This is a genomic window from Parapedobacter composti, assembly GCF_900112315.1.
GTDB lineage: Bacteria > Bacteroidota > Bacteroidia > Sphingobacteriales > Sphingobacteriaceae > Parapedobacter > Parapedobacter composti.
In genome coordinates this window covers 37,120-60,943 of record NZ_FOLL01000016.1, presented here as the reverse complement: position 1 = coordinate 60,943, position 23,824 = coordinate 37,120, and the positions used below count along the sequence as shown (strand labels likewise).

The following is a 23,824-nucleotide window of genomic DNA, read 5'->3' as shown; positions in this document are numbered from 1 at the left end:
TGATTAAAGCGACACCTGCATTCCTATATTAAACCTTTTGTTCGGCGGATAGCGTAGTCCACGCCTCCCCATCTCCGGATCCCACAATTTGAACCTACTGAACACCAATGGGTTCTCAGCGATCAAGTAGATACGCGTACCCTCACCCAGCCCGATACGTTTCAAACCTTTGGGACTGTAGCCGATTTCCACCTGCTTCAGCCGCATGAACGACCCATCACGGAGCCACCAAGACGACTGCTGAAGGTTATTGGTAATGGGATCTGTGGACAGTCTTGGCCAAAACGCATGCACATTGGGATTAGTTTCTGTCCAATAGTCCCTTGCCACAACAGCCAGCGCATTGCGGCGAAGAACAAACGGCGCAATGCCTTCATCCCCCTCGCCCCCCCCGCCCACTCCGGGATTGATAAAAAATGATACTCGGCTATTGCCCTGGAAGAAAAACGAGAAATCAAATCGCTTTATACCTGCTGATAGACCAAAGCCATACTGGACTTCCGGCACAGTGGGGAAGCCTAAGGGCACGCGGTCATTAGCATTGATAATACCATCGCCATTGATATCCTTGTATTTAATATCGCCAGCCATGTATTCTCCGAAATCCTGTAAAGGTGAATTGGCGATTTCAGCTTCGTCCACAAACAGGCGCTCAGCGACCAATCCCCATTGCTGGTTGATATTATGCCCCAGTTGGCTCAGGTACCTGTCTGGGTAATCCCGCTCGTCGAGTTCAAGGTATTCGTTAGTCGCATAGGTGAAATTAGCCCGCCCGTTTAACCAAAATTCATTATTGAAGAAATGTTGGTAACTGATAGAACCATCAAAACCCTGGGATGCCGCCTTGCCCACATTTCCGCTGATGCTCGCTTCCAAACCAGCCGTGGCAGGAAAATTCTGGCGAACCATGTAAATATTGCTCCGGATATCCCTGAAAAAATCGCCCTGAATCTGAAGCGCTTCGTTAAACAAACCGAATTCCAATCCCAAATTGATTTTCTCGGAAACCTCCCAGGTAATGTCGGAATTGGCATACCGGTTAATGTAATATCCACTGTAAGCATTCATGAAATTAGTGCCCCATCGATATCCGTTCGTTGTGGTATTGGTGCCCCCCGTGAGGCCGATATCCGACAAATAAAAGAAACGACCAGCCCGACTGGCAATCGCGTCGTTACCGACCAGCCCCCAAGTTGCGCGAAGCTTCAACGTACTGAAAAGGTTGCTGAGCGGCTCAAAGAACGACTCATTGGAAACCATCCAGCCACCGCCTATGGACGGGAAGAAACCGTATCGTTTGGATCCGTCAAATTTCTCCGAACCGTTATAGCCATAGGCAAACTCCAGAAAATACCGGTTATCAAAATCGTAAGTGAACCGCCCGGAGTTTCCCATGTTCCGCTCCGGCAACGTTTCGTAAATTGATGTACTGTTACCGTCGGTGAGCAACTTTTCCTCCATCATCCCCACTGTCATCAAGCCCACGGTATGCTTTCCGAACATACGGTCCCAGTTGAAACGAGCTTCAAAATAATAGTGGCCATCGGCGTTACGTCCTGGGATAACGTCACCAAGAAAAGCCGACCCCGTGTTGGGATTCAATGCATAAAGTGTATAATCGCCCGTCACCTGATTATAGCTTTCCAAAGAATAGAAGAAGGGATTATAAGTTCTTCTGCTGGAATACCGACTCCAGATATTAGCAGATATCCGTCCCTGGAACTTCAACCCTTCGGTAATGAATTTCAAATCCTGCATCAACGTCGCCTGTGTTGTGAGCCGGCTATCGTTGCGGTCTTCATACCCTCTCACCATGGTGGCGTAGGGATTTGGCTTCAGCGCTCCTTGAACCCAGGCATTACCGAACAGTGTATGTTTAACGAATTGATTGGCCGCATCAGGCTGGTAAACTGCAGGGAAATCCACGGGATTACTGTACATGACCTCATTGAAGATATCTGTGGCGGATACGTAAGGGCCAGTATAACGTTCGAACTGTCCCTGAATCCGGGTATCCAGCGTGGTGGTAGGCGTGAGCTTGAAAATAACATTAGAACGGATAAAGGCTCTGTTGATATCTATATTATTATTGAAATTGTTGCGTTGATCAACCTTTAAAAGTCCGGTTTCTTTCTCCCAACCGGCCGAAACATAGTAGTTGGCCACCTGTCCACCTCCCGAAAGACTCACGTTTGACCTGTAGTTGTTGGTCGAATTGTTGAACAGCGTCTCCTGCCAGTCGACATTGGGGTAGAGCATCGGGTCTACTCCTCGCATGGTAGATTGAATCTTTTGTTCGCTATAAAACGGACCCAATACGGGATCCCGGGTTGTACGAGCCTCGTTATAGAGGCGCATATATTCTATACCATCAACTAATTTGGTCATCTGTACCGGCATGGACAAATTGTAATCTACCCGTGCAAAAACCTGAACCGGACCTTCACGCCCGGATTTGGTGGTCACCATGATGATACCGTTTGCACCGCGGGCACCATAGAGCACCGTGGCCGACGCATCTTTCAAAATCGAGAAACTCTCAATATCATCAGGCCGTAGCCGCGCAAGCGCATCGGTAGAAGCTTCAAAACCGTCAATCAAAATAAGCGGCGACGTTTGGTAACCAAACGTGGTAACGCCCCGGATAAAGAACTGTGCGTTATCAGCCCCCGGCTCGCCCGTTGTCTGAAAAGATATCATTCCCGGTATCCGGCCTGCAAACGAACTGGTTAAATTAGCAGACGGTATCCTCAGATCGGATGCCTTTACCGTGGTAATCGATCCCACGACGCTCGTCTTCTTTTGTGTGCCGAACGCTACCACCGTCACCTCATCCAACTGGCTCTCATCGTCATACATCAGAATTTCCAACACGTTCCGAGCCCCTACGGCCTCATGTACCGGCAGTTTGCCGACGAATGAGAAAATAAGGGTGTCGCCGACAGCTGCCTCGACAGAAAATTCTCCATTGGCGTCGGTCTGGACAGTGCCGGCCTTTCCCTGCACGGTCAGGCTTACACCACCTAGCACAGTCCCTGCAGCAGCGTCCTTCACAACACCCGAAACACGTTTCGTTTGGGCCATACACACACCATGGAATAACAATAAGAATAGAATTCCAATAATTCTCATAATTTTTAATGGTTAAAAAAATGAATGTGCCAACGTTACGCACGATAGCGTAACTAAAACATTTAAGCAATATAAACTACAAGCAATCCGTTTGATCGCCTACTCAACCCGGTTAAAAAACTCAACCGAGCCCAAGTACTTCAATAGAGATGGTTAGGTACTGGTCATTGATGGCTGTCTCTGGAAGCTGGCCAGTGGCCGGGGGTGCATGCCCCGGCGAAAAGATGGTCTGTTTGTTGTCATAATTAGGTAATTTTAATAGGGCAAAAAATGGTTAATTTTAATTTAGAAGGTTAATTGTTTTAGCCACTCTCGCTGTTAACAGCAGATTTACCAACCCGCTATTGAGCTCAGTGTACTAGCTGAAATCATTCTGGCGGAGGAGCAACCTTTTCAAGCGCCTTTACCGGCCTGTTCTGATCGATGAAAACGTAAGTCGTAGACATTTTTTCAATTAGGATTAACAACTGGTTGTGAAATCAAACAACTACGTTACTTATAACAAATATAAGACAAAAAACAAACCAAACAAATTTGTTTGGTTTGTTTTTTAAAATTATTCTTTTTTTGGTCTGAATGGACGAAGACTTGGAGAAGTTTAAGAGAAATCTTGGAAAACGCATAAAGTCGCTCCGTGAGGAACGTAAGTTAACACAACCAGAATTAGGTGCTCTTATTGACAAAGACTACCAAGCCCTAGGCAGAATCGAAAACGGAAGGGTGAATCCTTCTTCATTCATTGTCTATCAGATAGCGCAGGCATTAAAGGTTTCCATGAATGAAGTCTTTGACTTTTCAAAACCGTAAAGGTGATCTTCAATTCACATCCGTGGGCGGCCTTCTGAAGATGCTACAAAAACCCGCCAAGCCATACGATCTATTTCAAAAGTCAAATCCTGTATATCCAGGTTGCTTACCGGAACCCAACGGAACACTTGGTCTGGTTCCTTTCCGTCTTCAAAATCAAAACGCCGGCTGCCCATGCGGCAATCAAGGTGCTGCGTGCTTTTTACCAGATAATATACACCGATAACCTGACTATCGTTGAACGCTGATTTTACGAATACGTCAGTTGTATGGATATGGCGGAGGATATCGATATCAATCCCGCACTCTTCCTTAAATTCGCGCTTCAACCCATCCCCCAATCCTTCTCCGTACTCTAGTCCGCCACCGGGAAATTTGCTGAACTCCATCCCGTATTCGCGTTCATCGCTGATTAATACATTGTTATCACCATTGATTAATATTCCGTAGACGCGGACATTGAATTTTCCCATTAGTAAACCAGCTTTTTTTTAAACCAAATCACCTGCGACGTGTTAGTATATCGGCCGCATACGCCCAAAATTACACGGAAAAAAAATATGATTCTTGTCATATTTTGAATATATATCGATTGTTAAAAAAATATTGTCGGGGCATTTGATTACCTTTGTAGGAAATATGCAAGCGATAAACCAACAGATACCCGAAGGATCACGTAAAGAAGTAATGGCTTACCTGGAGCCCTTCATGCTGAATGAAATGAGCGAATACCTGAAGCCGGTGGAAGAAATGTGGCAGCCTGCCGACCTGCTTCCGGACGCCTCACGCGACACGTTTTTTAACGAAGTCAAGGAATTACAGGAAAGCGCACGGGAATTATCCTATGATTTGGTCGCCGTGCTGATTGGTGACACCATCACCGAAGAAGCCCTGCCGACGTACGAATCATGGCTCTCCATGGTGGAGGATGTTGACAAAAACCAGCAAGGGGGGTGGATGAAATGGGTGCGTGCATGGACCGCTGAAGAAAACCGCCATGGCGACCTGCTCAACAAATACCTGTATCTTTCCGGTCGGGTGAACATGCGTGAAATGGAGATTTCAACCCAGTATTTATTGCAAGACGGCATAGAAATCGGTACCGGGAATGATCCTTATCGAAATTTTATTTACACTTCGTTCCAGGAGTTGGCAACCAACATATCCCACAGGCGTGTGGCGGCACTTGCCAAAAAGGACGGCGATAAGCTGTTAGCAAAAATGTGCGGCGTCATCGCGTCCGATGAGGCGCGGCATGCCAAAGCATACATGTCATTCATCAGCAAGGCCATGGAGGTGGATGCCAGTGAGGTCATGCTCGCTTTCGAAGACATGATGCGCAAGAAAATTGTTATGCCTGCACACATGCTTCGTGAGTCAGGGCAGCCGCAGGGCGAAGCTTTTGCCCACTTTTCCGATGCGGCTCAGCGCATGGGTGTGTATACCGCCGTTGATTATGTAGATATCCTGAAAGAGCTGTTACGGGAATGGAAAGTGGAATCCATCCGGGAACTCAACGAAGCCGGTGAGCGGGCGCGGGATTACCTCATGCGGCTGCCGGACCGCTTACTTCGCCTGGCTGATCGCATGAGCATACCCGAAAAAAGCTACAGCTTCAAATGGATTCATGCCTAAGCGGCAGAAAAATCTCAGCCAACATACAACGCGCACTGCCACCTCCGCATTGTTCGATGGTGTTTAACCGCGCATGGATGAGGGGATTGTAGGATTCCAGAATCGCTTTCTGCTGCGTATCAAATGCCTGATAAGCGCTGGATGACATAACCAAGTAGCGTTCTCCGCGCGTATTGGTTACCTGCAGCACATTACCGGCAAATTGCTTCAATTGGTCCTGGGTGATGGCTATAATGATTTTTCCTGAATTTTCAATAGCGTTGACGACATCCCCGCGATCCGCTTTCGAAATAGCATCAAGACACACAATGGCATAACGATCAGCAATGGACATCATAACATTGGTATGGTAAATGGCGGTACCGTTCTGATCATATGCATCAAACGCTATTGCATGGAATCCCAAATCTTTGCAAAACCGGGCCAGCAGCGCCTGGTCCGTGCGCGGTGACCGGCAAGCATAGGCCAAGCGGTTCTTTCGATCTAACACCATGCTGCCCGTGCCCTCAAGGTATTTCCCCCGTACTTCTTCAGCAGTATAGTCGACTATTTTACGGACATAAAAGCGCTTATGTATCTTGTCAAATACCGCTTGCTTACGTTCCAGCCGCCTGTTTTCAGCAAACATCGGATACAGCACCGCCGTACCGTCTCCGTGGAATGAAATCCAGTTGTTCGGGAAAACGCTATCCGGTGTATGGGGCTCTTCAGTGTCCTGCACAACGAGTGTGTCAATGCCATGTCCGCGGAGTAATGCTACGAAGGTGTCGAATTCTTCCACTGCCCGCCGCTGTATCCGGGCGGCATCCTCTCCTTTATCCAGCTGAAACGCATTGTTCACGGCTGTCTGTGCGTTGAACCCGAACCGTGCCGGACGAATCATCAGTAAGGTCATCTCCATTTTGGTATCATTAGAAGTTCAGCGATCTCTCAACAGCGGCATACTCATGCAATGGAAGCCGCCCCTTGCCCGTGATAACTCTGCCGAAGGCATCAGCACCAGGGTATCGGTTAACCGGTCGGTATCCGTGCGGCCGCTTTCGAGATCGGCCAACAATTGCTGTACCCCTATCACACTAAATCCCGCGTCCCGAAATGCGGCTGCCGTACGATCGTTCCTGTCATAGCCCAACACTACCCCTTCTTTAACAGCTAACAAGTTGCAGCTGTCCGTCCACTGCTCGCGGACATCGTATGGAAACTCGCCGTTACCTGAATAAATAATCCTGACACTATGCCTCGGACATCCCAAGTCCTGCACACTGACATCGACGAGCAATTCCTCCAGCGAATAAAATGTGCGCGGCCTTGCCAAGTTTCCTTTTTCGAATTGCAGGATTTCCAGTCCGTCTGCCTGACGGTTCTGTAATCGCAGTGCACGATGCAGTTCATCCGACTGCAATCCTTTCATGCGCGCATTGGAAAACTCACCCAGCAACACCCAAGTGTCCCTTTTGATCTGCGTGAAAAGTGTGTCGATGTGCATATAATCGCGTTTATGGGGAATCTTCACCAAGGTGGCTTTATTTACGACATTTTTTTCGAAAAGCCGTTTGACTGTCTGCGCCGCCGCCTCCCGGCTTGTGCGCTCGCTTATCCCGATTAAAACGTGGTTGTGGCATACGACCATCACATCGCCGCCTTCGAGCGTCACGCGCTCCGCTTCGGCGTCATTGGGCAGCAGGAAATGGTGTTGTGTGTCCGTAAGCTCAATGATATTATCCCGATAAGCCGAAAATACGGGGTGGTGGAAGAAAATATATTTCGCAATAAGTGCCTCTCGTTTACGGGCTTCCTTCTGTGGCTTGTTGAGCAGGATGTGATCATTGATGACGATACCGATATCCCTTGTGAAAATAAAATTAGGAATGGGAGGAAAAATCAGCTCCGTTTCGTTATATGTACCGCTAAAGAACACGCGGGCCAGCGCATCAGCCGGGTATCCCATTAGTTCGCGCTGGATTTCATAACTGCAGGCTTCGATGGCGCAAACCGATGCGACCAACTGACTTTTGATGGCTTCGTTTTGCAGTATATCGGTAAGCAGAACCTGTAACTCTATCACCTTGTCCGATCGGTGAAAATCCGGATGATCCGGCTTATAGAACCCGCGGTCGTTTTCGGGGGCGTCAATGGTAGCCAGACGGCCCCTTATCTTGCCTTCATCAAGGAAATACAGCAGTAACTTAATGTAGTAGTCGTATTCTTCCTTTCTGATAGTATCCAGATGTACAATATCTTCAAAGAGCCAGTCCTGGGCTTTTGAAGGCACCACTTTACCCAATCCGCTGTCCGGGCTGTGTATCAGCACGCTCCTCAGCCTGGCCGTTTCCGAAGACACATAAATACTGCCATTCATAACACTTGCTTTTACAAAAACGGCAAGATACAAAATACCCTGTTTCCCAGAAAAGAATTACCTTTATCCGAACATAATCGTTTAGAAAATTTCGAATGACTCTAAAAAACTTGATTGGCTTTCTTATCGTTATTGCACTATTAAACGTAGGCAGTTACAGTAAATGTTACGCCCAGAAATTACGGACGGACGTCAAACTTCAACGAGCACTTGAAGATGCGGCAAAAAATTTCCGCGGAGACGTGGGAATTTTCGTCCGCCACCTAAAGACGGGGAAAGAGGCTGCCATCCATGCTGACACGGTGTTTCCGACGGCCAGCATCATCAAAGTACCCATTTTGGTTGGACTGTTTGATAAAATCTGGAAAAAGGAACTCGATTACCGGCAGGAACTGCTATACAGCGATACCCTCTATTACGGCGGCTCCGGACTAATGCAGTTTTATAAAGATAGTGCCAAGACCGACGTCAGCGTGCTCGCATCGTTGATGATTACCTACAGCGACAACGTGACCGCGCTATGGTGCCAACATCTGGCGGGCGGAGGCCAAACCATCAATGCATTGATGGATCGGTATGGATTTGTCCATACGCGGGTAAACTCGCGCACCCCTGGCCGCGAGGACGCCCGTAGGGCATACGGCTGGGGACAGACTACCCCCAGGGAGATTGCAATGCTACTGACTAAAATACGCCTAGGGGAAATAGTCAGTCAAACAGCGAGCGATCGCATGTACCGATTGATGACCAATATCTACTATGACGAAGGTGCCTTATCTCAAATCCCCGGTACCGTCGCCTCGGCCTCTAAACAGGGCATGGTCAATGCATCCCGTTCGGAAGTGGTACTGGTGAATGCACCAAGCGGAGATTACGTATTCAGCATTATGACCAAGAACAACACCGATCAACGGTGGACTCATGACAACGAAGCATCGGAACTCATCCGTACCATATCATCGTTGTTGTGGAACCATTTTGAACCGAAACACTCATGGAAACCGTTCAAAGAGCGATTCTAACCAATAATTGTTTCAATGTCAGCCATAATCTGTTGGGCAAACGTCTCGGCCTGTTCTGGGGTGGGCCCTTCAGAATAAATACGGATGATAGGTTCTGTATTGGACTTCCTCAGGTGCACCCACCCTTGTTCAAAATCGATTTTCAACCCATCAATGGTACTATGGGGGATATCTTTATACCGGTTTTCCATGGAAGCCAGTAACCCGTCTATATCCATGCCGGGCGTAAGTGTAATTTTATTTTTAGACATGAAGTACGGCGGATAGTCTGCACGCAGAGCTGAAATACTTTTCCCGCTCCTGGCCAGGTGGGTAAGGAAAAGGGCAATACCCACTAATGCATCCCTACCATAATGGAGGGCCGGATAGATTACCCCCCCATTGCCCTCGCCGCCGATAACGGCATCCACCGCTTTCATTTTAGCTACGACATTAACCTCTCCCACCGCAGCGGCATGATACTCCCCACCCCTGCGAAGGGTCACGTCGCGCAGCGCCCGCGTTGATGACAGGTTCGAAACCGTGTTGCCGGGCGTGTGCTGCAGCACGTAATCGCTAACGGCCACCAACGTATATTCTTCGCCGAACATTTCACCGTTTTCCATAACGAAGCAAAGCCTGTCGACATCCGGATCGACGGCTATGCCCAAGTCGGCACCTTTTTCAAGCACCAAGGCCGACAAATCGACCAGATGTTCAGCTAACGGCTCGGGGTTATGCGGAAAATACCCGTTGGGATCGCAATACAATTCATATACCGTCTCCACGCCCAAGGCATCCAGTAAGGCCGGCACAAAAATACCTCCCGTGGAATTGACCGCATCCACCGCCACTTTAAATGCTGCCTTCCGTATCGCTTCAGTATCCACCAACGGAAGTGCTAATATTTGATCGATGTGCTTTTGGAGATAGCTGTCATCTTGCGTTACATTACCGAGGAGATCTACCGGAGCAAAGTCAAAATCAAGTTGTTCAGCAATCTCCAGCACTTGTCTGCCTTCTTCGTCGCTAATAAATTCACCGTTGGCATTAAGTAATTTGAGCGCATTCCATTGCGCCGGATTATGACTTGCGGTTAAAATGATACCGCCTCCCGCTTGCTCTCCCGGCACAGCCACCTCTACCGTAGGGGTTGTGGATAACCCTACATCCACAACATCCATTCCGATACTTTGGAGCGTTCCGATAACCAAATTGCGGACCATTTCGCCTGAAACCCGAGCATCCCTGCCAACAACCATCTTACGTGTTCCGGTGCTGTCCAAAATAAAACGGCCAAACGCCGCCGTAAATTTAACAATGTCAATGGGGGTAAGTGCTTCTCCGGGTTTCCCACCGATGGTACCCCTGATGCCTGAAATGGATTTGATTAACGTCATGTGGTTATACGTGTATTTCTGTGGCGGTAAAAATAGGAAATATTACGCGGGATTTTAAATATCCGGGGTTTGCTGTAAATTCGAATTTATTACTATTTTTGTTGCAACTTTGTTTATTTTGCATGATAGACCAACTATTGTCGTGGGACCGAGAGGTTTTTTTTGCCATTAACCAGGGATTGAGCAATGCGGTGTTCGATTGGCTAATGCCCATCTTACGTAACAAGTATGCCTGGGCTCCGCTGTATCTCTTTATTATCGTCTTTTGCATCCGGAACTATAAAAGGAAAGGTATAGCTGTTATTCTGTTTATATTGATAACGTTCGGCATATCAGACCATATTTCTTCGTCGGTCATTAAGAACTCCGTACAGCGGGTAAGGCCGTGCAGGGACGTGGAACTAAAAGATGATATCATTGTACGTGTAAATTGCAGCGGTGGTTATAGTTTTACGTCTTCCCACGCTACCAACCATTTCGCCATGGCGGTTTTCCTTATCCTGGTCTTTTACAGGCGTTGGAAACACATCCTCTGGATTGGACTGTTGTGGGCCGGCGCTATCAGCTTTGCCCAGGTCTACGTCGGTGTCCATTATCCACTGGATATCATCTGCGGGGCCATACTAGGCACCCTTATCGGTTGTTTGACCGGCCTGCTTTTCCGTTTTATTATACCAGATCTTACGCCAGCGATTAAAGCATCATGAGTTCCACCCTGATTATTGTTATTTTATTTACGTCTGCATTAGCTAGTGGCTTATCGGTTTTCTTCGTAAAACGCGACAACACAAACGCTCTTAAACTTATCCTGTCATTCAGCGGCGCGTACCTATTTTCCATTACGGTACTCCACCTCATTCCTCATGTTTACCACACGCATAGCTCCTCCAGTGAAACCATCGGCTTGTTTGTGCTCGGTGGATTTTTGTTTCAACTGGTGCTGGAGCAATTTTCCCATGGCATTGAGCATGGACATATCCATCATGCGCATAGTTCCGCCGGAAGGTTTCCTTTAGGTATCATGCTCAGTCTTTGCATTCATGCACTATTGGAAGGCATGCCGCTGGCTTCCCATCGCCAGCATGAACTGGTGTTTGGCATCGCGTTGCACCATGTGCCCGCTGCATTTGCATTGGGCAGCCTGCTCGTCAATGCGTCACTTTCTAAGCGGTATGTTATGCTGCTGCTGGCAGTATTTGCTGCGATGACCCCATTAGGTTACCTTTTCAGCAAAGGGATAAGTTCAGGCGATATAGGTGATATAGCACAATATTTTGACCGGATGATGGCTGTGGTCATTGGCATATTCCTGCACATTTCGACAACCATCCTGTTTGAATCCGGCACGGCCGACCACCATAAATTCAATAAGAGGAAAATGATTGCCGTGGCCCTGGGAATCGCCGTATCGTTACTGAATTTCCTGTTCGACTCTTCCCATCACGTGCATTAATGGACATCGCTAATTTCCGCGAAGCTTATCGAGCAGTTCGTTGAGTTGCTGGCATTCCTGTTCGCTGATATTCTCCTGTAGGATATCCATCATCAGCATGCTCTCCTCTAATTCGGCCAGGACATCCAGTCCTTTTTGGGTGATTTTGACATCTACCGCGCGCCTATCCGTGCTGCATTTTCCTCTGGAAACCAGCTCCTTGGCAACCAAACGGTCGATAATTCTGGAAACGTCAGGCATTTTATCCAGCATACGTTCCTTAAGCATACCGTTGGTGACCGGATTGGGGTGCTGCCCCCTTAATATTCTCAGCACATTAAACTGTTGCAGCGTAATCCGTTGCGCATTCGCCCGTTTTTCCAAAATGTGAGTGATCCAGTTACTGGTAAACACAATGTTTATTGTGGCCTTGTGGCGCTCATTGCGGAATTTCCGGGTTTGGATTTCATCTTCAATCTTCATTCGAACATGTTTTAAGGCAATAAGGTCTGAATTGATCGGTAACTGCTCATCATGGACACTCGCTCATAACACGTTGTGCTTACGATAATTAACCGGGTACGCGCGCCAATGTTTCCATCCTTTTCAAAAATTCCGTTACCGCTTTTTTCTTTTCGTCATCATAACGGTAGTCGAGGTGTTCCATGAAATACTTGCGGTAATCGAAATCCCGCCTCCGCGGCAACGCTTTGAGGACAACCTCCCTATGTGCTACTCCGTAAGCCAATGCACCATTGAACTCTTCTATAAATGTATTCGGCAACGTTTTGTTAGCCGCCCATACTGCAAAAGTAAAAGGCAGCCCGGTAAATTGCCGCCAATATAACGATAAATCATAAACATACGGATGCACGTGTTGTTTGCCGAATGTCCGATCGCCGATTTCCACATAGGCGTCAGCTTTACCTTCCGACACAATCGTAACGTCCCGTTTCCAATAATCCCGAAGCAAGACGCGGGCTAATCCATTGGAGGTACGCGATTGGTCATCCAACCGCAATGTATTGATATCACTGATAGGTTTATCACTGAAAATAAAAACAGAATTTACCGCACCCGATGCTCCGAGGCAATAATCTGAAACTACCTGCGGAGTTGGGATGTCAAGCAGGGCCGCAACGGGCACAATGCCCAAATCGGCTTCATTATTAACCAGTTTATGCGCGCAGGCACTCGGCACGTCTAAACTCAGATCAATTTTATGGATAATAGACGACTGCCGCAAGCCGTATAAAAAAGGCAAGGTATTGGTATAGGATACCGCAGAAACACGCACTTTTTCCATCACTCGGCAAACAAGCCCGCTAAATGTTGAATATTATAGGCATCCTCGATATCGAACACCCGACCATCATACCGCACCTTATATAAGGAGGTATTGGTATGCGGGAAATCATCCATCAACGCAATGTCTTGGTTAATCAACATGCAAAGGAACACACGCATTGCGCGGCCATGCATGCATATCAGCACCTTGTGTTCATCGGTTCTGGAAAGGATATAATCCAGTGCCTCACGTTGCCGTTCAACCAATTGATTGGGTGTTTCCCCTCCTTCCACGCACACGTCCAGTTCACGGTTGCGCCAACGAGCTATCAGATCCTGAAAACCTTCCATGATGTCCGGCGTTTGCTCTTTACCCTCATAAACGCCCCAGCCGATTTCGTCGAGTCCAGCCAGCTGTTCCATTGGTATTCCATCCTTTACAAAAGGTGCAACGGTTTGATGTGTACGCAACAATGTGGAAGTGTAGATTTTGTCAAAACGGACGGCTTTGTAATGCGTGTAAAATGCCTCCGCCTGTTTTCTGCCCATTTCATTAAGCGGCGAATCAACTCCCCTGCCCTGGACTATTCCTTTTAGGTTGAAATCGGTTTGGCCGTGACGTATGATATAAAGTGATTTTTCCAAGAAACTTAACTGCTTATTCCTATTTATTGTCCAATACTGGTAATCGATAAAATTTGGATTGTGCTTCAACTTCGAACTCCGTATCACGGTAATCGGCAATTACATTATACAGCGTGTCGCGTTCTACGGGATGCCTTCCGACGCTCCGAATCAACTCGACCAGCTCCCGTGTGCTCATGGCCGGGTGCTGTTCTTCCGCTCCGGCCATGGAGTAGATCTTCGTGGTGTCATCCAAGGTGCCGTCAATATCATTGACACCGAAGCTCAGCGCCAATTGTGCCGTTTCTCGGCTAATCATCGCCCAATAAGCCTTGATATGCGGAAAGTTATCCAGGTAAATCCGGCTGATGGCATAGTTCCGGAGGTCTTCTACCACGGATACTTCAGGTACATGTGACATCTGGTTATCCTTATTCCTGAACTTTAGCGGAATAAATGTCTGGAATCCCCCCGTCCTATCTTGCAATTGCCGCAACCGCTCCATATGGTCGATCCTGTGCCAGTATGCCTCAATATGACCATAAAGCATTGTCGCGTTGGAGTGCATTCCCAGATTATGCCAAGCTTCGTGGATCTGCAACCATTGTTCGGCATTGCATTTGTCCTTTGCTATCTGTTCCCGTATTTCGGGATGGAAAATCTCGGCACCTCCACCCGGCATGGAATCCAATCCCGCATCTTTCATCATCGCCATGCCGGTGGCATAATCGACCTTGGCCTTCTTGAAAATATAATGGTATTCTACCGGGGTCAGCGCCTTGATGTGAAGATTGGGCCGATGCCGCTTAATGGCGGTGAATAAGTCCATATAAAACGCCATATTATATTGGGGAAGCACCCCGCCCACGATATGAACTTCGGTGACCGGCTCATTGTCATAGGATTTAATCTGGCTTAGCATTTCTTCCATCGTGGCTTCCCAGCCATCATCGCGTTGCTTAATGAGGCGGGAATACGAGCAGAACTTGCAATCATATACGCAGAGGTTGGTCGGCTCAATATGGAAATTGCGATTAAAATACGTGATATCGCCGTGTTTTTTCTCCCGGATAAAATTTGCCAACACACCCAAATAGCCCACCTCGCCGCGTTCATACAATAAAACCCCTTCCGCTACGGTAATCCGTACTCCGTTGAAAACCTTATCAGCGATGTGCTTCAGGTCATCGTCAAGATGTTTGCTTTTAAGAAGGAAAGCGAGTTGTTCTCCAGCGTCCATATCCAGAATCTGTGACGCAAATTTAGCCAAAACGCCGGTCATATGCAAATCGTGGGGTACTTCTCAATCCCCGAATTGCTGCATATCTATCAATTTCCTATACAGCCCGTTGTTCAGAAGCAGTTGCTGGTGCGTCCCTTCCTCCACTATACGGCCGGCGTCAAGCACCACGATCTTGTCTGCATTCTGTATCGTACTCAACCGATGGGCAATAACCAATGTTGTCCGGTTCTTCATCAGGTTGGACAACGCTTCCTGCACCAGCTTTTCAGACTCCGTATCCAACGCCGAGGTTGCTTCGTCCAACAGCAGGATCGGTGGATTCTTAAGCACGGCCCTGGCAATGCAAATCCGCTGGCGCTGCCCACCGGACAACTTAATCCCCCTGTCACCGATATATGTGTCATACCCATGCTCTGTCTCCAGAATAAAATCGTGGGCATTGGCGATTCTCGCAGCAGCTTCCACGTCCGCGGGCGTTATATTTTCCGTTGCAAAAGCAATGTTATTATAAATGGTGTCGTTAAACAGGAAAGAATCCTGATTCACCAACCCTATTATATTCCGTAAATCGTTAGACACCAAATTCTTTACGTTTATACCATCAATCAACACTTCACCTTCATCGACATCCATAAATCTGGGTATCAAATCCATCAGGGTAGATTTGCCCCCGCCCGAAGGACCAACCAGGGCCACAGTTTTCCCTTTTGGAATATCCAGACTCACTCCCTTTAAGACCTGCCGCTTCCCATACGAAAAGCCTACGTTTATCAACTGGATACCTTTGTTGAATGACTTAAGCGGTTTAGCGTCCGGTGCATCCGGTATTTGGTTTTCCTGATCTATCAAATCCAGCACACGCTCACCCGCCGCTATGCCCGAATGAATATTACTGAACGAATCCGTAAGCGCCTTGGCCGGGCGCATCACCTGAGAAAAAAGAGCGATGTAGGTAATAAATTCAGCCGCCGAAAAATCGCCGTTACCGTTCAACACCAGATTGCCACCATACAGCAATACCACAGCCACCATGCCCACCCCCAGCAATTCCGATACCGGCGATCCCAATTGTTGCCTCCGCACCATCCTCCGGCTGATTTTGGAGAACCGGATGTTCTCATTATGGAATTTTGCCTTGATAAGTCCGGTCGCATTGAAGGCCTTGATAATCTTGACGCCTGACAACGCTTCATCCAGATAACTTATCATATTGCCGTATACCTGCTGCGCTTGGGTAGCCTGTGCTTTCAGACGCTTCACAATACGTGATATAATAAAGGCGGAAACCGGAATGACCATCACAGCAAACAACGTTAGTTTAGCGGAGATCAGAAACAGGGCGACAATATAAAACAGTAATGTGATAGGCTCTTTAAATACCACCTGCAGGGTAGCCGTCACAGAAAATTGCACGACCTGCACATCTGATGCAATCTTGGAAATCACGTCGCCTTTCCGCTGATTGGTAAAATAGCCAACGTGGAGGTTCATCACATTGTCAAACACCGCTTTCCGCAGATTGAGCAATGTATGGATGCGCAGGTTCTCCATGACGCGCTGCGATATGTAACGGAAGGCATTACTGAAAAACACCGAAGAGACGATAACGATACAGACAAGCTTCAATGCTTCATACGCCCCGAACTGTTCGCTCGCCTGCTGCGCATAGTAATTGAGGCTTTTGGGATCAAACCAATTCTCCGGCTTATCCACAAGCTCCCCTCGCTCACTGGTTTCAAACAATGTATGCAGTAACGGAATTATCAATGCAAAATTAAGCGTACTGAAAAAGACACTTAACAAGGTGGTCACGACATATGGAACAGCAAACTTCCCTATAGGTTTGGCGTATGCAAGTAATCTAAAGTACGTCTTCATCCGGGCTAAACAAGCTGCAAAGTTACCAAAAAAGTAAGGTTGTCCGAAAAATACGGCGATAATAATTGGATGGTTTTCCTTAATTTAGTCGCCCAAACTAAAAAAAATGCAAATAGCGATTGCCAAACGGCTGCAACATACCGAAGAATACTACTTCTCGCGGAAACTCCGAGAAATAGACGCACTTAACCGGACCGGGGAGAAAGTTATCAATTTAGGCATCGGCAGCCCCGATTTGCCGCCGCACCCGTCAGTGATTGAGATCCTGCACCGGTATGCGTCCATGCCCGATACCCACGCTTACCAAAATTACAGAGGCATAGCGCAACTCCGGCAAGCCATGGCCAATTGGTATCATCGCTATTACGGTGTCTCATTAGATCCGGACACAAACATACTTCCGTTAATCGGCTCCAAAGAAGGCATTGTGCATGTTTGCATGACATACCTCCAGGAAGGTGATGAAGCACTGTTGCCCAATCCGGGATATCCCGCCTATGCTTCTGCCGTACGCCTCAGCGGGGCAGCCGGCATTCCTTATGCGTTGAGCGCAAAGCGTAGCTGGCTGCCCGATCTCGATGGACTTGCCAAAACCGATCTCAGCAAGACCAAAATCATGTGGCTTAACTATCCCCACATGCCCACCGGAGCATCTGCGACCACGACGTTTTTCGAAGAAGCGGTAGCCTTTGCACGGCAGTATAACATCCTGCTTTGTCACGACAACCCCTATAGTTTCATCCTCTCCGAGCACCCGCAGAGCTTGTTGTCCGTTGAAGGAGCATTGGATGTTGCTATCGAACTGAATTCCCTGAGTAAATCCTCCAATATGGCCGGGTGGCGTGTTGGGATGCTGGCAGGTGCCGAAGCACGTGTCAATGAAATCATGCGATTCAAAAGCAACATGGATTCAGGCATGTTCCTTCCGGTACAGCAAGCTGCGGCTCAAGCGCTTTCGTTAGACCGGGGGTGGTATGATGAATTAAACGCGGTTTACCACAGGCGACGAGAAAAGGTATACCGGATGCTGGATGCGCTGGGTTGCGCCTATGACGACCGCCAAGTAGGTCTGTTTGTCTGGGCAAAGATCCCCGATACATACCCTGATGGTTTTGCGTTGAGTGATGAGGTGTTACAAAAATCCCGGGTATTCATCACTCCCGGCGGAATTTTCGGTTCCGGGGGGCAGGCCTATGTCAGAGCCAGTCTATGCGCGAAAGAAGCCGTATTGGATGAAGCCTACCACCGCATGGTTAAAGCTGCAATTACTATAGCATAATTTAAACCGGTCATAAAAGGGAATAGCGAATGAAAATAGCCATTGTTGGTGTCGGACTTATCGGCGGATCCGTTGCCATCACGTTACGAGAGAAGAAAATAGCCGAAAAAATTCTGGGCGTGGATAAGCACGAGGGTAATCTCCAGAAAGCAGTTCAGTTGGGCCTCGTGGATGAGGGGGTGCCTTTGGAGGCCGCCATCAGTCGATGTGATATTATTTTCCTTACCCTCCCCGTTGACGCCATACTCAAACTGCTGCCATCTATTTTAGACCAAGTCGACAACCAGGTGGTAATTGACATGGGCTCGACCAAAGAGCGGATTTTGCAATCCGTGGCAGACCATCCCAAGCGCGGGCGGTTGGTCGCGGCACATCCCATGGCGGGAACAGAGTACTCTGGCCCGGAAGCGGCGATTCACAATCTATTCAAAGGGAAAATGATGGTATATGTCGATGCAACGAACAGCGATGAAGACGCGTTTGAGGCGGCCGACGCCATAACCGAACACTTAGAGATGCATACCACGTTTATGAATGCTCGCGAACATGACATCCATACTGCCTACGTATCGCACATCTCACACATCACTTCTTTTGCCCTGGCGCTCACCGTGCTGGAAAAAGAAAAATCACAAGGCCGTATCTTTGAACTTGCCGGTTCAGGGTTTGAATCCACCGTGCGGCTGGCCAAAAGTTCGCCAGACATGTGGACGCCAATCTTCAAGCAAAACCGGGAAAATGTACTTGAAGTACTGCAAGAACATATCAAGCAGTTGCAGCATGTGCACCACGTGTTAAACACCGAGGATTACGACGCATTTTACAGGCTCATCAAGAAATCAAACAAAATACGGCGGATTCTAAAATAGCACCTGCAGGCGCTGTGTTCAGCCATCGCCGGTGCACTATGAAAGCCTTCTATGAAAGCCTGATCCGGATAGCGCAGACTTGCCCCCTGTTGGGGATAAACCACGTCGCACTATCCGGCCTAACCACCCGCTAATGTACACGCGTTACATCAGGTGGCCCAAGCTTTGTCACCTTTCTTATACGGATAGTCACCAACGTATTTTCCGGGCACCTGCACATAACGCAGGGCTTTGGTAGCGCCGAGTTCAGAAGTAAAGAATCCCAGCAATGTTAACTGCTTAAAAAGATGGAAATAGTGATCAGGCTCTCCGTTCTCCCGATTTTTCTGGTGTTCCTTTGCTTCTTTGTCAATTCCGTTCAGCAGTTCGGTGCGCTCCTCTGCGGCCAACTCTTGAAATTGTCGCCCGAACTTGGCCTTCGACGCATCTTCGAGTTTACCCAGTCCGTCTACAAAGACCTTCTGTTGTTCGTCCGTATAACAATCTTTGACCATCACGGGGATGAACGCTCCTACGCCGGCTTCCTTAGCCCCCGGACTATCTGTCGGCGGTAAAATCGTGTCTGCCACATCCCCAATGAAATCCACCGTAGCAGGCTCAAATAACCCTTCCACATTTTTGGTTGTGCGACGGGTGCAACCTTCCAGAAACAGGTTGGCGCCAACAACAGCCCCCCCCATTATCCAAGCCACCCTTGCCAAAGCTTCTCTTCTATTCATAATGTCTCAATTGTACACTAAGTTAAATACTCATTAATGTAACGGGCTACAGGTTCCCTTTTTTCAGTTCACTTACGGCAAAATCAGCTGCCCGGGCGGTTAATGCCATATAGGTAAGCGACGGATTTACACAGGATGCAGAGGTCATACAGGCCCCATCAGTAACAAAAACGTTGGGTGCGTCCCATACCTGATTATTGCCATTCAATACCGACGTTTTGGGGTCCCTACCCATGCGGGCCGTCCCCATCTCGTGGATACCCTGGCCGAAGCCATATCCATTATCATAGGTGCTGACGTTTTTTACACCAGCAGCCTCTAACATTTCTGCGCAATCATCCATCATGTCTTTACGCATCTTCAGTTCGTTCTCCTTGATTTCCATGTCCATTGCCAATACAGGAAGTCCCCATTTATCTTTCACTTCCTTGTCCAAGAAAATGCGGTTTTCATGGTAAGGCAATATTTCACCGAAGGCCGTAAAGCCAACAGACCATGCACCCGGTTCGCACATGGCGTCTTTCCATGCACCACCAATGCTCATTTCGGCAACTTCACCGCTCCAGCGTCCGCGGCTCGCCGCGCCCTGATAACCAAAACCGCGGATGTAATCTCGTTTATCATCCCCCACATTGCGAAAGCGCGGGATATATAAACCGGTTGGCCTGCGTCCGTAGTAATATTTGTCTTCATAGCCTTCTACCTGTCCTCGGGCCCCGCACCGGAAGTGATGATCCATGGCATTGTGGCCAAGCTCCCCGCTGCTGCTGCCCAAGCCACCTGGCCAGATGTCTGTTGCAGAGTTCATCAATATCCAGGTTGAATTGAACGCAGACGCACATACAAAAATCACTTTTGCAAAATACTCATACGTCTGATTGGTTTCAGCGTCCAGTACCTCTACTCCTTTCGCTCTCTTCGTATCCTTATCATAAAGGATACGGGTCACGATAGAAAACGGGCGTAGCGTAAGATTCCCGGTAGCCAGAGCCGGCGGCAGCGTAGAAGACTGCGTACTGAAATAAGCCCCGAAATTACACCCCAGCCAACACTGATTCTGGTACTGACAGTTTACCCGGTTTTGGTGAGGTACCGTGAGGTTAGCTACCCGACCGATAATGAAATGACGCTTACCGTTATACTGTTTCTTAATCCGGGCGGCGAGGTCTTTCTCCACTACATTCATTTCCATGGGAGGCAAAAAGTCCCCGTCGGGTAACACGTCCAATCCATCCTTGTTTCCGCTGATGCCAGCCCATCGTTCGGCATAACTATACCAAGGAGCGATGTCCTTATACCGTATGGGCCAGTCTACGCCATGCCCGTCCCTGACATTGGCTTCAAAATCCAGATCACTAAAACGGTAACTTTGGCGTCCCCACATTAATGAGCGTCCTCCTACGTGATATCCGCGGTACCAATCGAAACGCTTTACTTCCACATAGGGACTTTCCTTTTCATTTACCCAAAAATCAAGATTTTTTTCATTCAATGGATAATCCCTGCTCAATACCGGATAATCTTCAATCATCTGCTGGGTACGACCGCCCCGGTGCGGGAATTCCCATGGATGCTTGGTCGCCGCATGGTAATCCTTCACATGCTCTACGTTACGGCCCCGCTCCAACATAATGGTTTTCAGCCCCTTTTCGGTCAATTCTTTTGCAGCCCATCCCCCACTGACTCCTGACCCGATCACGATCGCGTCATATACGTTATCTGCCATAGTTTGTATTAGTTTTTAGTTTATTAGTTCACTTTCCCGTATGCAGGGATTACGTTCTTTTTTATATTCTAATGATTCCGTCCCTCAATTAAGACGTTACAGCGGACCGCTTTATTGCGCGCACTTAGGGCGTCTGCGCTTGCACCGCTTCTTTTCCAACTTTTTCATCCTTGAAAAGCGATAGGAAAATCAAAAGCACGATCACCGCAATGCCCGCGGGGATCAGCCATACGTGCTGCCAGAATCCACTGATGCTCTCTTCCCGTAAGCCAAGGTAATACTCGCTGACATATCCGGCAACCCAAAATCCGATCAACTGCCCCACCCCGTAAGTTGCCAGCGTAATCAACCCCTGCGCAGAACTCTTGTATTTCTCTCCGGCTTTGGCATCGGTATAAATCTGTCCGGAAACGAAAAAGAAATCGTAACAGATGCCATGTAGCGCAATACCGACCAGCAGCATGAATGTGAGTTCTCCGGCATTGCCGTACGCAAAGAGTACGTAGCGGATTACCCAGGCCAGCATGCCCACCATGATGGTCTTTTTGAATCCGAAACGGGTAAAAAACACCGGTAATAATAATAGGAAAAATGCCTCTGAAATCTGTCCGATTGCCATCTTTCCAGTAGCGTTTTCCATTCCCACTTCCGACAGGAAGCGGTTGGTAAGCTGGTAATAAAATGCCAGCGGAATACAAATCAGTATTGACGAGATAAAGAATACGAGGAAATTCCGGTTGTTCAGCAGCTTAACCGCGTCCAGCCCCAAAATCTCCGAAATACTGCTCTTTTCTGTCGATATCCTTTTTATCGGTGGGGTTTTAGGAAGTGTGAAGCTGAATAATCCGAGCACCAAAGAAGCGCCCGCTGCCATCAAAAAGGTATTGCTCAACAAACCCTGCGCGATGCCTTCTTTAGAATCCCAAGCAAGGAAGCTGATCGTCAACCCGGCTACAATCCAGCCGATGGTACCGAACACGCGTATGCCAGAAAACGATTTTTCGGGATTCGCCATCTGCCTGAACGAAACAGAGTTGACCAATGCAAGCGTAGGCATATAAAGTATCATATACGCCAGTACATAGGGATAGAAAACGCCCACATCCGGAGCCCGGTGCATTTGATACATCAAAAAAGCACCTATAAGATGCAAAATGCCCAGGATGCGCTCCGCATTAAAATATTTATCCGCAATGAGACCGATGATAAACGGCGCGATGATAGCTCCCCAGGACTGGGTAGAAAAGACATTAGAAATCTCCAGATCGGTAGCCTGCAAATTGTTAGGCAGGAAATTTCCCAAAGTCACAAACCAAGCTCCCCAAATGAAAAATTCGAGGAACATCATGAATGATAATTTGATTCTTACGCTGGTGTTCATAATTGTTATAAATGAGTGCTGGAGGCCTTTGATTACGGCACAACGAATATGAGATATATTTGTGAATACTACAACACGTTCAATAGTTTTAGCCTAAAAAGTTATCCACTTCGCGGTAAGCGGCAAGTAATCTCAGCTCGCCTTCCTTACCCGGCGTGGACTTGCCGTGTTCCATCCCCATGACACCACGGTACCCCTTGTTATAGATATGTCTGAACACATTTTTATAGTTTATCTCGCCCGTGGTCGGTTCGCGCCGTCCGGGATTGTCGCCCACCTGGAAATAAGCGATTTCGTCCCAGCAGCGATCAATATTAGCAATGATATCACCTTCGTTCCGCTGCATGTGATAAACATCATACAGAATTTTGCAAGACGGGCTATCGACTCCCTTACAGATGAGATAAGTCTGTGTGGATGTGCGCAGGAAGAGATCAGGGGTGTCGCTCAGGGGTTCCAACACCATCGTGATGCCGTGCGGTTCCAATATTTCCGCACCGCGCCTCAACGCTTCGATGACATGAGCCGTTTGGATATCCAACGGAAGATTACGGGCAAAATCACCCGGCACCACGGTGGTGAATTTTCCACCGCTCCGCTTCGCCAATTCCACCGCCTGCCGGCATCCTTTCAGGAAGATGTCTACGTGTTCGGGTTTGCCGGCAGCCAAGGTATTGGCACCATTGCCCCCTTTGTCGAGCACAAACACGCCCATGGTCATTCCCAATTTAGCTAACAAGCTCCCGATTTTTTCCTGTTCATCTATGGGACGTCTGGAAAAGCCATTGTCTTCAATGCTCCGGAATCCTTGGTCATATGCAAATTGAATTTGGTCAAGAATATTTTTTCCTGCATGGTTCTCGAACTGTCCCTGATGCGGACCATAGTTCAGATTAAATGGTTTGTTTTCCGGTTTCTGCGAACCTTCTGCGTTGGCGGCCAGCGTGCCACCCGTGACAACTGCCCCGGTTGCCAACAGTGAATTACGGATAAATTGACTTCTTTTCATCGAGTTGATTTTTTGTTAAACGTCATTAGTGGACAATTGCACC

At 48.1% G+C, this 23,824-nt stretch carries 21 protein-coding genes; 7 read left to right on the top strand and 14 right to left on the bottom strand.

Annotated features, from left to right (window positions below):
* Positions 1-3 precede the first annotated feature (3 nt).
* On the bottom strand, positions 4-3,084 hold the full coding sequence (locus tag BM030_RS15305) for a SusC/RagA family TonB-linked outer membrane protein (RefSeq protein WP_211657624.1): 3,081 nt from the start codon (positions 3,082-3,084) through the stop codon (positions 4-6).
* A gap of 624 nt (positions 3,085-3,708) precedes the next feature.
* On the opposite strand from BM030_RS15305, the gene BM030_RS15300 reads away from it, so the two are divergent.
* Positions 3,709-3,939, top strand: coding sequence for a helix-turn-helix transcriptional regulator (locus tag BM030_RS15300; RefSeq protein WP_090974481.1), 231 nt, complete (start codon positions 3,709-3,711; stop codon positions 3,937-3,939).
* A gap of 14 nt (positions 3,940-3,953) precedes the next feature.
* Here BM030_RS15300 and BM030_RS15295 read toward each other — a convergent pair whose 3' ends face one another.
* A complete protein-coding gene (locus BM030_RS15295; RefSeq protein ID WP_090974480.1) occupies positions 3,954-4,412 on the bottom strand; it encodes an NUDIX domain-containing protein in 459 nt (152 codons plus the stop codon).
* A gap of 166 nt (positions 4,413-4,578) precedes the next feature.
* Here BM030_RS15295 and BM030_RS15290 point away from each other — a divergent pair, with 166 nt between their 5' ends.
* Positions 4,579-5,574, top strand: a complete 996-nt coding sequence (locus BM030_RS15290; RefSeq protein ID WP_090974547.1) for an acyl-ACP desaturase — start codon at positions 4,579-4,581, stop codon at positions 5,572-5,574.
* On the opposite strand, the gene ctlX is transcribed toward BM030_RS15290, so the two are convergent.
* On the bottom strand, positions 5,555-6,475 hold the full coding sequence (ctlX, locus tag BM030_RS15285) for a citrulline utilization hydrolase CtlX (protein ID WP_090974479.1): 921 nt from the start codon (positions 6,473-6,475) through the stop codon (positions 5,555-5,557). The two genes, BM030_RS15290 and ctlX, sit on opposite strands and share 20 nt — an antisense overlap.
* Before the next feature lie 18 nt (positions 6,476-6,493).
* On the bottom strand, positions 6,494-7,933 hold the full coding sequence (locus tag BM030_RS15280) for an arginine deiminase family protein (protein ID WP_090974478.1): 1,440 nt from the start codon (positions 7,931-7,933) through the stop codon (positions 6,494-6,496).
* A 95-nt stretch (positions 7,934-8,028) separates the two neighbouring features.
* Here BM030_RS15280 and BM030_RS15275 point away from each other — a divergent pair, with 95 nt between their 5' ends.
* Complete coding sequence (locus BM030_RS15275; RefSeq protein WP_090974477.1) at positions 8,029-8,955, top strand: serine hydrolase; 927 nt, start codon at positions 8,029-8,031, stop codon at positions 8,953-8,955.
* On the opposite strand, the gene glmM is transcribed toward BM030_RS15275, so the two are convergent.
* On the bottom strand, positions 8,952-10,334 hold the full coding sequence (glmM, locus tag BM030_RS15270) for a phosphoglucosamine mutase (RefSeq protein ID WP_090974476.1): 1,383 nt from the start codon (positions 10,332-10,334) through the stop codon (positions 8,952-8,954). The two genes, BM030_RS15275 and glmM, sit on opposite strands and share 4 nt — an antisense overlap.
* 122 nt (positions 10,335-10,456) lie before the next feature.
* Between glmM and BM030_RS15265 the strand changes: the two genes are divergently transcribed.
* Together BM030_RS15265 and BM030_RS15260 are read left to right on the top strand one after the other, a co-directional pair.
* Positions 10,457-11,041, top strand: coding sequence for a phosphatase PAP2 family protein (locus BM030_RS15265; RefSeq protein ID WP_090974475.1), 585 nt, complete (start codon positions 10,457-10,459; stop codon positions 11,039-11,041).
* Positions 11,038-11,787: a ZIP family metal transporter gene (locus tag BM030_RS15260; RefSeq protein WP_090974474.1), complete on the top strand. Its 750-nt coding sequence runs from the start codon at positions 11,038-11,040 to the stop codon at positions 11,785-11,787. Before BM030_RS15265 ends, BM030_RS15260 begins: the two co-directional genes overlap by 4 nt.
* A gap of 9 nt (positions 11,788-11,796) precedes the next feature.
* Here the strand turns inward: BM030_RS15260 and BM030_RS15255 are convergent, their stop codons facing one another.
* The 5 genes from BM030_RS15255 to BM030_RS15235 form a co-directional block, all read right to left on the bottom strand.
* A complete protein-coding gene (locus BM030_RS15255) occupies positions 11,797-12,249 on the bottom strand; it encodes a MarR family winged helix-turn-helix transcriptional regulator (RefSeq protein ID WP_090974473.1) in 453 nt (150 codons plus the stop codon).
* 88 nt (positions 12,250-12,337) lie between these two features.
* Positions 12,338-13,072, bottom strand: coding sequence for a menaquinone biosynthetic enzyme MqnA/MqnD family protein (locus BM030_RS15250; protein WP_090974472.1), 735 nt, complete (start codon positions 13,070-13,072; stop codon positions 12,338-12,340).
* Positions 13,072-13,698, bottom strand: a complete 627-nt coding sequence (locus BM030_RS15245; protein ID WP_090974471.1) for a histidine phosphatase family protein — start codon at positions 13,696-13,698, stop codon at positions 13,072-13,074. Before BM030_RS15245 ends, BM030_RS15250 begins: the two co-directional genes overlap by 1 nt.
* 19 nt (positions 13,699-13,717) lie before the next feature.
* A complete protein-coding gene (gene mqnE, locus BM030_RS15240; RefSeq protein ID WP_090974546.1) occupies positions 13,718-14,917 on the bottom strand; it encodes an aminofutalosine synthase MqnE in 1,200 nt (399 codons plus the stop codon).
* Positions 14,918-14,980: 63 nt separating this feature from the next.
* A complete protein-coding gene (locus BM030_RS15235) occupies positions 14,981-16,798 on the bottom strand; it encodes an ABC transporter ATP-binding protein (RefSeq protein WP_090974470.1) in 1,818 nt (605 codons plus the stop codon).
* A 106-nt stretch (positions 16,799-16,904) separates the two neighbouring features.
* Between BM030_RS15235 and BM030_RS15230 the strand changes: the two genes are divergently transcribed.
* Positions 16,905-18,077 carry a pyridoxal phosphate-dependent aminotransferase gene (locus BM030_RS15230; protein WP_090974469.1) on the top strand — a complete coding sequence of 391 codons (1,173 nt, stop codon included), beginning with the start codon at positions 16,905-16,907 and terminating at the stop codon, positions 18,075-18,077.
* 29 nt (positions 18,078-18,106) lie between these two features.
* Positions 18,107-18,946 carry a prephenate dehydrogenase gene (locus tag BM030_RS15225; protein ID WP_090974468.1) on the top strand — a complete coding sequence of 280 codons (840 nt, stop codon included), beginning with the start codon at positions 18,107-18,109 and terminating at the stop codon, positions 18,944-18,946.
* Positions 18,947-19,095: 149 nt separating this feature from the next.
* Here the strand turns inward: BM030_RS15225 and BM030_RS15220 are convergent, their stop codons facing one another.
* From BM030_RS15220 to BM030_RS15205, 4 genes are all read right to left on the bottom strand, one after another.
* Positions 19,096-19,665 (bottom strand): gluconate 2-dehydrogenase subunit 3 family protein, encoded by a 570-nt coding sequence (locus BM030_RS15220; RefSeq protein WP_090974467.1) that lies wholly within the window; start codon positions 19,663-19,665, stop codon positions 19,096-19,098.
* A 46-nt stretch (positions 19,666-19,711) separates the two neighbouring features.
* Positions 19,712-21,391, bottom strand: a complete 1,680-nt coding sequence (locus tag BM030_RS15215) for a GMC oxidoreductase (RefSeq protein WP_090974466.1) — start codon at positions 21,389-21,391, stop codon at positions 19,712-19,714.
* Between the two features lie 124 nt (positions 21,392-21,515).
* Entirely contained in the window at positions 21,516-22,772 is a 1,257-nt protein-coding gene (locus tag BM030_RS15210) for a nucleoside permease (protein ID WP_090974465.1), read from the bottom strand.
* An 88-nt stretch (positions 22,773-22,860) separates the two neighbouring features.
* On the bottom strand, positions 22,861-23,781 hold the full coding sequence (locus tag BM030_RS15205; protein ID WP_090974464.1) for a hydroxypyruvate isomerase family protein: 921 nt from the start codon (positions 23,779-23,781) through the stop codon (positions 22,861-22,863).
* Positions 23,782-23,824 lie beyond the last annotated feature (43 nt).